Here is a 9085-nt window from a genome sequence, read left to right as displayed (position 1 = left end):
CCCGCCACTCGGCGAGTGGCGGGCGTTCTTGCGCCACTCGCGGGGAGGGGCGACGGCGTTCGGTCAGGCGCGGCGGCGGCGGGCGACGACGAAGGCGGCCACGGCCACCAGGAGTGCGGCGACGATCGCGATCGGCAGGGCGACGGCGGCGAACGAGGAGTCGTCATCGTCGGCATGGTCGCCGCCGGCGTGCTCGTCCTTCGAGGTCTCCTCGCCGTGGCCGGCGACCTCCGCGTCGGCCCGCGTCGCGGCGTCGGCCCTGGCCGCGACCTCGACGTTCTCTCCGTCGGCCATCAGGTGGTGCTTGAGCGCGACGTAGTCACCCTCGGCCAGCTCGTACTCCTGCAGGCCGACCGCAGCGTAGTCCCACGGCTGGCCCTCCTTGGCCACCATGAACGCCCAGTAGCCCGGACCGTTCAGCGCGTTGCCGCACTTCTCCTGCGCCGGCGTCGGCTGGCCCTCGATGCGGCACACCATCGCCGGGGAGCCGCTCGTGTCTGCGGTCTGAATGCCGGCCTCCTGCAGGGCCTCGAGACCCGTCTTGCCCACGCTGTGCTGGGCGCACAGGATGCGGTCCTCGCCCTCCAGCGACCCGAACTCCAGGACGATCGGCACGTCCTCGGGCGAGTCGCAGGTCTCGTGCGCGGTGGCCGCGGACGGAACGACGGCGACGGCCGCGGACAGCAGGGTGATCGCGGCCAGGCGCGCGAGCAGGGACTTCATGAAGGCTCCTTCGGGAGATAGCGGGCGCGCCGGGCGGCGCGCCTGAGGGTGGCCAGGACGGCCGGACCGAGCGTCACGATCAACAGCACGTTCGTGATCGCGCGCCCCAGGTCCCAGCCCCAGAACGAGGTCAGGAGGGTGAAGACGAGGAAGCGCTGGAGGTTGTCGAGCACGGGGTCGCCGGGCACCATCGACAGCGAGTCCTCCGCGCCGGGGATCGCGATGCCCAGCGTGAACGGCCACGACGACAGGTTCATCAGCAGGCCGTACGCGTAGGCCGCGACGATCGTGTAGCCGACCAGCATGGCGATCTCGGCACGGCCACCGACGCGACGCGGCAGCAGACCGGCGCCCATCCCCACCCACGCGGCGCACAGCATCTGGAACGGCAGCCACGGCCCCACGCCGGAGGTCAGCAGCGCCGAGGCGAACAGGCTCATGCACCCCAGCACGAAGCCGAACCCGGCGCCGAACACCCGCCCGCCGAGGATCAGCAGGAAGAAGACGAGCTCGACGCCGGCGACGCCCGCCCCGAGCGGCCGGACGGCGGCGTTGATCGCGCTCAGCACGCCGAGCATCGCCAGCGCCTTGGAGTCGAGACCGCCCTCGGACAGCTCGGCCACGACCACGAGCACCACCACGGGCATGAGAGCCATGAAGATGAACGGCTGGTCGACCCGCGACTCCCCCGGCGCCGGCGCGATGATCAGCGGCCACAGCAGCATGACGAGGCCCGCGACGCTGGCCGCGGCCAGCACCAGGGCCGAGCGCAGGGTGACCGGGACGGCCACCGGAGTGCGCGACGCGCTCATCGCACGACCTCCGCGGGCAACGCGGCCGCCACCTCGTCGACGGTGAGCCAGTCGGGGCCGAGCACCTTCGAGACCTGCGGGGCGAACGCCGGCGACTCGGCCAACACCGTGCGCACGGGCCCGGACGAGACGACCTCGCCCTCGGCGAGGACGACCACCGTGTCGGCCACGGCGGCGACGAACTCGACGTCATGACTCGAGACGACGACGCCGCGGCCGTCGGCGGCCAGGTCGTGCAGGATCTGCGCCAGCGCCGCCTTGCCCGGGTAGTCGAGGCCGCGCGTGGGCTCGTCGAGCGCCACGACGGCCGGCTGCGCCGTCAGGACGACGGCCAGGACGAGCGCCAGCTTCTGGCCCTCGGACAGGTCGCGCGGGTGACGGCCACCGGGGATCGCCGGGGCCAGCCGCTCGAGCAGCGCACGACAGGTGCCCCGCGCGACCCCCGACTGGTCGTCGGCGGCGGCGCACTCGCGGTCGACGGTCTCGAGATACAGCAGGTCGGCCGCGGTCTGGGGCACCAGGCCCACGAGCATCCGCGCCTCGGCCGGGCGGACGTCGCCCGGGTCGACGCCGTCGACGTCGACGACCCCGGTGGTGCGGTCGCCCGTGCCCTGCACCGCCCACAGCAGCGAGCTCTTGCCGGAGCCGTTGCGTCCCATGAGGGCGACGACCTCGCCGTGCCCGACGCTGAGGTCGACCCCGTCGACCGCCGTGAAGGAGCCGTAGCGGACCGTGATCCCCCGTGCCTCCAGCGCCGCGGGTCGGCGCGGTGCGGCCGGGGCCGGCGGGAGTCCCAGCCGCGAGGCGAGCGGCTTGACCCGGCGGCGCGCCTCCCGCACCGAGAGCGGCAACGGCGTCCAGCCGACGAGGCGGCCGAGGTGCACGAGCGGTGGGGCGACGGGCGAGTCGACGAGCAGGTCGGCGGGGTCGCCGATGCGCACCCGGCCGTCCTCGACCAGCGCCAGCCGATCGGCGAAGGGCACGACGCGCTCCATGCGGTGCTCGGCCACCACGACGGTGAGGGCGAGGTCGTCCACGAGCCGGGCGATCGTCGCCAGGACGTCCTCGGCCGCCGTCGGGTCGAGCGCCGAGGTGGGCTCGTCGAGCACGAGGACCCGCGGGTGCATCGTCAGCACCGAGCCGATCGCGACGCGCTGCTGCTGGCCTCCCGAGAGGGAGCGGACCGAGCGGCGGCGCAGGTCGGCGATGCCGAGCAGGTCGAGGGTCTCCTCAACCCGACGGCGCATCGTCTGCGGGTCGAGGCCGAGGTGCTCCATCCCGTAGGCCAGTTCCTCCTCGACGACGTCCGCGACGAAGCCCGAGAGCGGGTCCTGGGCGACGTAGCCCACCAGGTGCGCCAACTCGCGCGGCGGCCGCGCGACGATCGAGGCGCCGTCGATGCGCACGTCGCCCGCGAGGGTGCCGCCGGTGAAGTGCGGGACGAGCCCGTTGAGCATGCCGAGCAGCGTGGACTTGCCTGATCCGGTGCGGCCGGACACCAGCACCAGCTCACCCTCGTCGATGGAGAGGTCGACCCCGGCGAGAGTGGGCCGGGCGGCGCCGTCGTACCAGAACGTCACCTCATCGAAGGCGATCACGCTGCGTCACCTCCGACCTGGTCGTGGGCCGAGGGCGCCTGGGGGGCGACGAAGACCGGAAGGACGGCGATCGCGACGACGAGCAGCGACAGCACGCTGATCGGCGGCCACCCCGGCACGTCCGGGTAGAGCACCGCGACCTGCTGGGTGGAGAGCAGCTTGAGGCCCACCGCGACGGCGAGGCCCGATCCGGCGGTGAGGTACTCGGCCCGGAGCCAGCGCTGCGGGCGGTAGCGCGTGCGCTGCACGCGGCGGCCCGCGGAGCGCAGCGCCAGCACCGCGAAGACGAGGCCCAGCGCGAGCATCGGGTAGGACAGCACCTTCGGCGCGGTGCCGTCGAGGTAGCCGTACGTGCCGACGCTCAGCCCGAACAGGCCGATCAGCATCAGGGCACCGGTGACGAAGCGCTCGCGGGGCGAGGCGGTGCCCGAACGGCCGTAGCCGCGGGCGTCCATCCCGGCGGCGAGGGTCATCGACCGGTCGAGCGCGTCCTCGAGCACGGGGATCACCACGCGGTGCATCGCGCCGGTGCCGCGGCTGGCGTCGCCGCGCAGCCGGCGGGCCCGGTTGACCCGCCGGACGCTCTCGGCCAGCTGGGGGAACACGGAGACGGCCACGACCAGCGCCGCTCCGACCTCGTAGAGCGCGGGCGGCGCCGAGGCCAGCAGCCGCTTGGGGTTGGCCAGCGAGTTGGCGGCGCCGATGCAGATGACCAGGGCCGCCAACCGCATGCCGTCGTAGAGGCCGACCAGCACCTCGGTGACCGTGACGTCGCCCAGCAGCTGGATGCCTCGCGCGACCTCCGGCAGGGGGATCTCGGGCAGGTGGAACAGCACGGGGTCGCCGGGCGCCGACCCGCCGCCGAGCAGGATCCGGAACACGACCCGCATCACGACGATGAGCAGCCCGAAGTACAGGTAGTACCGGAACGACAGCGCCCACGGCGCGTCACCGCGACACGCGGCCACGACGAGACCGGCGATCGCCACGAGCACGACCAGCAGCACGGGGTTGAGCGTGAACGACGCCCCGGCCGCCAGGCCGAGCGCCCACAGCCACCAGGCGCCCGGGTGCAGCTCACGGCGGAGCCGGCCCGGCGCGGGAGCGGCCGAGGGGGAGACGGGATCGGCGAGCGTGCTCATCTGCTCCCCTTCCCCGCGTCACGGGGGCGAGGACCCCGAGGGGCGATCGCCCACCGGTCGTTGCTCGACAACATGTGGTGGCGGTCCGGCGCGGGTTCCCGACTCGCTCCGCGCGCCGGGGCGCCACGGAGCTCACGGTTGCGGCACAGCACCGGATTCACACCGGTTTCCCCTGCGCCGGACAGTGGTCCAACGGGGCTGAGTCTATCCCTCACCACGGGCTCAGACTCCCCTGCGTCGGCGCCAGACGATCCCTCCGCCCGCGGCGAGCAGCGCGACGACCACCCCGGCGGCCACGAGTGCCGCCGGCGAGGTGCCCGACTCCTCGGCCTCGGCGCCGAGCGGGCGCACGGACTCGGCGGATCCTCCCGCCGCCCGGGCGGCGTCGCCGGCGGCCGGTGTGGCCGTGGCCGACGGGGTCGCCGGGGTCGCCGGGGTGGACGGCGTCGCCATGGGGGCGGTCGTCGCTGCCGCCGACGGTGAGGTCGGCGCCGGGACCGCAGCACCACCGGCCGCCGGCTCCTCCCTCGCTCCCGAGGACTTCGAGGGCGAGTCCTTCGACCCCTTCGTGCGGTCCCGCGTCCCCGTGCCGGCATCGCTCGACCCAGCGGTCGGGGCGGCTGCCGCCGGCACGGCGACGGGCGGCTTCACCGACGGGAACCGCTTCGACGAGGAGTCCTGGAAGACGAACGCGACCGCGCCGCCCGTCGGGACCTTGAGCGCCGTGACCCCGAGGCTGGAGTACACCCACGAGCCTGACTTCCCGTCGGCCCAGAACAGTCCCCAGTAGGCGTCGGCGGGTGCGGCGTCGACGCACGGGTCGGAGGCGGGTGCGCCGTCGACCCGGCAGACGAAGCCCGGCGCACGCGACGCGTACTTCAGGCTGTGTCCCGCGGCGGCGAAGTTGTCCGCGGCGCGCCCACCGCCGTCGGCGTCGCAGCCGACGGAGGAGCCGACCACGACCGTGACACCGGTGCCCGCGGCACACGCGGCGGCGTGCGCCGGCGCGGTGGCGCCGACCACGCCGGCGGCGGTCCCGAGGAGGACCGCCGCCAGCGCGCGGACGAGGCGCAGCCTCACCTGACGACCTTGAAGGCCGTCTTGCCGAGGCGGTTGCCGTAGGCACCACGGACGACGACCCTGACCGTGCCCGTCGTGCGCCCGACCTTGAAACGGTGCGTGTACGTGCCCTTCGCGGACGCGACGCCCCGCTTCACGGTCTTGCCGCGGTACTGGACGCGGACCGGCTCGCCGGCGACGAGGCCGCGCACGACGATCCGCTGCGCCTTGTTGCGCTTCACCTTCTTCTTCGCCTTGGCGACGGCGAACCGCTTGGCCGCGAGCACCCGCACGCTCGAGGTGGCGACAGTGCGTCCCGTCGCGTCGGCGACCGTGACCGCACGTCGCGCGGTGCCGCGGGGCGCCTTCAGCGTGACGGCGACCCGTCCGGACGCCGGGACGAGCGCGCTGGCGGTCGACCCGCCGGCGACGCGCGCCGTGACCTTCCACCCCGGGGCGAGGCCCGAGGCCGTGACCCTGAACGTGCGGCCGGCCGCCACGCGCGGGGGCGCCGTGGCCGTCGCGCGGCCCGTCGTCAGGAGCGCCAGGGCGGGGGCGGCCTGCGTCGAGGCCCGCAGCCACTGGTCCCGCATCGCGGACTCGATCCCGTCGGCGGCACCGGCCTCCAGCGCGGCCCGGTCGTAGGCGATGGCGCCGACCTGGGACGCGAGCCTGCCGCCCGTCGCCGCCGTCACCTGGTGGCGGGCCACCCACGCGGCGGCCTTCCTCGCGGCGTCCGTGCGCCCCGCCCGGCTCAGCGCGACGGCGGCGAGACCGGTGGAGTTGGTGTTCGGCACGCCGTTGCCGACGAACGAGCCGTCGGCGGCCTGGGCCGCGGCGATGGCCGCGCCCGCCCGCTCGATCGCCGAGGAGTCGACCGCGATCCCGGCGGCGCGCGCCTCGGCGAGCGTCTGCAGCGCGGCGGCGGTCGTGTCGATCTCCGGCACGTCGGGGCAGTCCGCCGTCAGGTTCTGGCGGAACGAGCCGTTCGCGCACTGCTGCGCGGCGACGAAGGCGACCGACCTGGCGGCCTCCCGGCTGCCGCCCGCGATCAGGCCGCGCGTGGCGAAGGTCTGGCCGAACAGCCCGTAGGTGTCGCTGGACTCGCCGGTGGCGTCGTCGGTGACCGCCTCGATGTCGGCGACCAGGTCGCGCTTCCGCGGACCGACGGCGTGCGGGTCGGCGCCGGCCGTGTCCACCGCGATCGCCAGCTTGCCGCCCGATCCGGGGTAGAAGGTGGTGACGCCCTCCGACGTGAACTCGACGTACTCGTCGACCCGCGCGGAGACCGTGGCGAGGACCTGCTGCCGGACCTGCGGCTGCACGCCGAGCTCGCGCAGGGCGCCGAGGACGTCGAGCGACAGCCCGAGGTCGTCGGAGCCCCACGCGTCGTTGTGGACGACGCCGTTCGTCAGCTGGGCGGACAGCCACTGCCCGGCGGCGACGGTGCCGGGGGTGGGTGCCGCGGACGCGGCGGGGGTGATGGCGACGGCCGTCGACAGGGCGACGGCTCCGGCAGCGAGACCTGCGAGGGCGCGCTGGCGCAGGGGTGACTTCATGATTTCCTTCCCGCTGCACAGGACGGGAAGGGGTCGGGACGACAAGGTCTCGACTCCGCCCGCTGCGTTCCTCGACAGCGTGTGGTCGGCTCCGTCAGGCAGGTGCTCCGGCTCGCCACCCCGAAGGGCGGTCTCACGGTTGCGGGTCAGCGCCGGATTCTCACCGGACTTCCCCTGACACTGCGGAAGTGTGTGTGGTTGTGGCGAGCACGCTAGCAGGCTCCCGGCTTCGGGATGTCGCCTCGGGCCCCCGCCACTAGCCTTTCCCCATGAGTCTCGGTGAGGAACTTCGACGGTCCATCGACGGCAAGTGGCGCCACGTGCGCGAGCAGAGCCGGGAGGAGCTGGGCCGGCTCGACCTGGCGTTCGACCACTCGCTGACCCTCGACGAGGCGCGCGAGCGGGTGCTGGACCAGATGAAGCAGCTCGTGCCGACGGGCATCCCCGCGGCGGGTTTCCGCACCGAGAACGGCGGCACCGGCGATCCGGGCATGGCTGTCACTGGCATCGAGATGCTGGCCCAGTACGACCTGTCGCTCATGGTCAAGGCCGGCGTCCAGTGGGGCCTGTTCGGCGGCGCCATCGAGAACCTCGGCACCGAGCGCCACCACGAGGCGTACATCCCCGCGCTCATCAACCTCGACCTGCTCGGTTGCTTCGCGATGACCGAGACCGGGCACGGCAGCGACGTCCAGAGCCTCGAGACCACGGCCACCTACGACCCCTCCACGGGCGAGTTCGTCATCGACTCCCCCACCCCCTCGGCCCGCAAGGACTACATCGGCGGGGCCGGCAAGCACGCGCGGGTCGCCGCGGTGTTCGCACGGCTGATCACGCTCGGCGAGGACCACGGCGTGCACTGCTTCGTCGTGCCGATCCGCGACGAGGCCGGGGCCGACCTGCCGGGCGTCACCACGAGCGACTGCGGGTACAAGGGCGGGCTCGGCGGCGTCGACAACGGCCGCCTCATGTTCGACCAGGTGCGCATCCCCCGCGACAACCTGCTGAACCGCTACGGCAACGTCGACGAGGGCGGCGTCTACTCCTCGCCGATCGAGAGCCGCAACGCCCGCTTCTTCACGATGATCGGCACCCTGATCCGCGGTCGCGTCAGCGTCGGCGGCTCGGCGCGGGCCGCGGCGGAGGTCGCTCTCAGCATCGCGCTGCGCTACGCGCTCGAGCGTCGCCAGTTCGAGGGGCGGCCCGGCGAGGAGACGGTGCTGATGGACTACCGGATGCACCAGCGTCGGCTGCTGCCGCTGCTGGCCGAGGCGTACGCGTTCCGGTTCGCGCACAACCAGCTCGTCGCGCGCATGCACCGGCTGCAGACCGAGGCCGACCCCGACGCCCACGCCCAGCGCGAGCTCGAGGGGCGCGCGGCCGGCCTCAAGGCGGCTCTCACGTCGTTCGCCACGCGCGCGATCCAGGAGTGCCGCGAGGCGTGCGGCGGCGCCGGCTACATGGCCGAGAACCGCCTCACCACGCTCAAGGCCGACAGCGACGTCTTCACGACGTTCGAGGGCGACAACGTGGTGCTGCTGCAGCTGGTCGCCAAGGAGCTGCTGACCTCGTACGCCAAGGAGGTGACGGGCCTCGACCCCGTGGGGATGGTCCGCTTCGCCGCCGGCACCGTGGCCGACACGGTCAAGGAGCGCACCGCCGCCGCCCAGCTGATCCAGCGGCTCATCGACGCGCGGTCCAACGACGACGAGCACAACCTGCTCGACCGCGGCACGCAGCTGAACCTCTTCGAGGACCGCGAGCAGCACGTCATCGAGACGGCCGCGCGCCGGCTGCGCCGTGCCGGCAAGGACAAGGGCGCCGCGTTCGAGGCCTTCAACGCGGCCCAGGACCACGTCGTCAAGATCGGCCAGGTCCACATCGACCGGGTCGTCCTGGAGGCGTTCACCGCCGGCATCGCGCGCTGCGAGGACGAGCAGGCCGCCGACCTCCTGCGCGACGTGTGCTCGCTCTACGCCCTGACGGTGATCGAGCGCGACAAGGCCTGGTTCATGGAGCACAACCGGATCAGCGACACCCGGGCGAAGGCGGTCTCCAAGGAGATCAACGGGCTGCTCGACCGGCTGCGCCCGCACACGCTCACGCTGGTCGAGGGGCTCGGCGTGCCGGAGGAGAGCCTCGGCGCCGCCATGCTCGGCTGATGCCGCCAGTCGAGCGAGCGAGGCCGGGCG

General features: G+C 73.7%; 7 protein-coding genes and 1 riboswitch. Of the genes, 1 reads left to right on the top strand and 6 read right to left on the bottom strand.

All coding sequences use genetic code 11. From position 1 onward, the window contains the following. Positions 1–63 precede the first annotated feature (63 nt). From AFL01nite_RS12875 to AFL01nite_RS12850, 6 genes are all read right to left on the bottom strand, one after another. A complete protein-coding gene (locus AFL01nite_RS12875; protein ID WP_146828097.1) occupies positions 64–723 on the bottom strand; it encodes a hypothetical protein in 660 nt (219 codons plus the stop codon). Next, the gene (locus tag AFL01nite_RS12870; protein ID WP_146828096.1) at positions 720–1535 is read right to left on the bottom strand and encodes an ECF transporter S component family protein; all 816 of its coding nucleotides are present in this window, start codon (positions 1533–1535) and stop codon (positions 720–722) included. The genes AFL01nite_RS12875 and AFL01nite_RS12870 overlap by 4 nt, the downstream gene beginning before the upstream one ends. After that, complete coding sequence (locus AFL01nite_RS12865; RefSeq protein WP_146828095.1) at positions 1532–3133, bottom strand: ABC transporter ATP-binding protein; 1602 nt, start codon at positions 3131–3133, stop codon at positions 1532–1534. Before AFL01nite_RS12865 ends, AFL01nite_RS12870 begins: the two co-directional genes overlap by 4 nt. Beyond that, complete coding sequence (locus AFL01nite_RS12860) at positions 3130–4275, bottom strand: CbiQ family ECF transporter T component (protein WP_146828094.1); 1146 nt, start codon at positions 4273–4275, stop codon at positions 3130–3132. The genes AFL01nite_RS12865 and AFL01nite_RS12860 overlap by 4 nt, the downstream gene beginning before the upstream one ends. A 92-nt stretch (positions 4276–4367) precedes the next feature. After that, a riboswitch (cobalamin riboswitch) is annotated at positions 4368–4447 on the bottom strand. Positions 4448–4497: 50 nt separating this feature from the next. Further along, complete coding sequence (locus tag AFL01nite_RS12855) at positions 4498–5355, bottom strand: hypothetical protein (protein ID WP_146828093.1); 858 nt, start codon at positions 5353–5355, stop codon at positions 4498–4500. Then, positions 5352–6893 carry a prenyltransferase/squalene oxidase repeat-containing protein gene (locus tag AFL01nite_RS12850; protein WP_146828092.1) on the bottom strand — a complete coding sequence of 514 codons (1542 nt, stop codon included), beginning with the start codon at positions 6891–6893 and terminating at the stop codon, positions 5352–5354. The genes AFL01nite_RS12855 and AFL01nite_RS12850 overlap by 4 nt, the downstream gene beginning before the upstream one ends. A 269-nt stretch (positions 6894–7162) precedes the next feature. Between AFL01nite_RS12850 and AFL01nite_RS12845 the strand changes: the two genes are divergently transcribed. Next, positions 7163–9055, top strand: coding sequence for an acyl-CoA dehydrogenase family protein (locus AFL01nite_RS12845; RefSeq protein WP_146828091.1), 1893 nt, complete (start codon positions 7163–7165; stop codon positions 9053–9055). The last annotated feature ends 30 nt before the right edge of the window (positions 9056–9085 follow it).

It is taken from the genome of Aeromicrobium flavum (genome assembly GCF_007992115.1).
GTDB classification, from domain to species: Bacteria; Actinomycetota; Actinomycetes; order Propionibacteriales; family Nocardioidaceae; genus Aeromicrobium; species Aeromicrobium flavum.
Note: the sequence above shows the minus strand (reverse complement) of the source record. Positions and strands in the feature narration are given on the sequence as shown.

Bases quoted from the DNA above. Each gene is read 5' to 3' on its own strand.
- AFL01nite_RS12875 (WP_146828097.1), bottom strand. From the start codon at position 723: ATGAAGTCCCTGCTCGCGCGCCTGGCCGCGATCACCCTGCTGTCCGCG.
- AFL01nite_RS12870 (WP_146828096.1), bottom strand. From the start codon at position 1,535: ATGAGCGCGTCGCGCACTCCGGTGGCCGTCCCGGTCACCCTGCGCTCG.
- AFL01nite_RS12860 (WP_146828094.1), bottom strand. From the start codon at position 4,275: ATGAGCACGCTCGCCGATCCCGTCTCCCCCTCGGCCGCTCCCGCGCCG.
- AFL01nite_RS12850 (WP_146828092.1), bottom strand. From the start codon at position 6,893: ATGAAGTCACCCCTGCGCCAGCGCGCCCTCGCAGGTCTCGCTGCCGGA.
- AFL01nite_RS12845 (WP_146828091.1), top strand. From the start codon at position 7,163: ATGAGTCTCGGTGAGGAACTTCGACGGTCCATCGACGGCAAGTGGCGC.